Below are 1231 nucleotides of genomic sequence, written 5' to 3' on the forward strand. Positions count from 1 at the left end.
AATCACATATATTTTATGGACAAACGAATTTATCTTTGCCTCGCTCACATGAGTGGCAAGGAGCAGGACTTCATACGCGAAGCCTTCGACACGAACTGGGTGGTTCCACTCGGTCCGAACGTAAACGGTTTCGAACAGGATTTGGAAGCTTTTGTAGGTGGAAACAAGCATGTAGTGGCTTTGTCTGCCGGTACGGCTGCCGTACATTTGGCATTTTTGGCATGTGGTGTAGGTACTGGGGACGAGGTGATGGTACAGAGCTTTACGTTCTGTGCTTCTTCACATCCTGTGACTTATCTTGGTGCTACTCCTGTATTTGTAGATTCTGAAGAGGATACATGGAATATGGATCCTCAACTGCTTGAGAGGGCGATAGCCGACCGTATTGCTAAAACGGGTAAAAAACCGAAGGCGATTGTACCGGTTTATCTATATGGTATGCCTGCTAAGTTGGATGAAATCATGGCTGTTGCCGGAAAGTATGATATTCCGGTGATTGAGGATGCTGCGGAAGGTTTCGGTAGTCGGTACAAAGGAAGGGTTTGTGGTACATTGGGTAAATATGGTGTACTGTCTTTCAATGGTAATAAGATGATAACGACCAGTGGTGGTGGTGCTTTGATTTGTCCTGATGCGGAGAGTAAGAAGGAGATCATGTTCTATGCCACACAGGCTCGTGAGGCTTATCCTTATTATCAGCATGAGAAGATAGGTTATAACTATCGGTTGAGTAATATTTGTGCGGGTATCGGTCGTGGCCAGATGACTGTGGCGGATGATCATATCAGGCATCATAAGATGGTTTGCTCGCTTTATCGGGAGTTATTGAAGGATGTGGAAGGTATTACGTTGCATGTAAATCCTTCTGCGGATTATGACAGTAACTATTGGCTGAACACTGTATTGTTGGCTGAACATCTGCATGTGACGGGTGAGGAATGTGCGTACTCAGAAAAGGTACAGGGTGCCGTGGGGGGCGCTTCCGGTGTGACCCATGAGGCTTCTTCCGCTCATACGGCTTGTGAACCCAATCGGAATGTGGAAGCTATGCGTGTATGGCTTGACTCAGCAGGTATTGAAAGCCGTCCTCTTTGGAAGCCTATGCATAAACAACCTGTATATAAGAATTGTCCTGCCTATACGAATGGGGTCAGTGAACGGCTGTTTAAACAGGGATTGTGTCTACCGAGTGGTCCGATGGTGACAGAAGATGATGTACGCTATATTGTGG

The 1231-nt window shown here is 46.4% G+C and carries 1 protein-coding gene; it reads left to right on the forward strand.

The window, feature by feature from the left end:
- Positions 1–15: 15 nt before the first annotated feature.
- The coding region (locus tag DXC10_RS16180) for a DegT/DnrJ/EryC1/StrS aminotransferase family protein (protein WP_117738474.1) at positions 16–1231 on the forward strand (1216 nt) is incomplete at its 3' end.

The organism is Bacteroides sp. OM08-11, assembly GCF_003438665.1.
Lineage (GTDB): Bacteria > Bacteroidota > Bacteroidia > Bacteroidales > Bacteroidaceae > Bacteroides > Bacteroides cutis.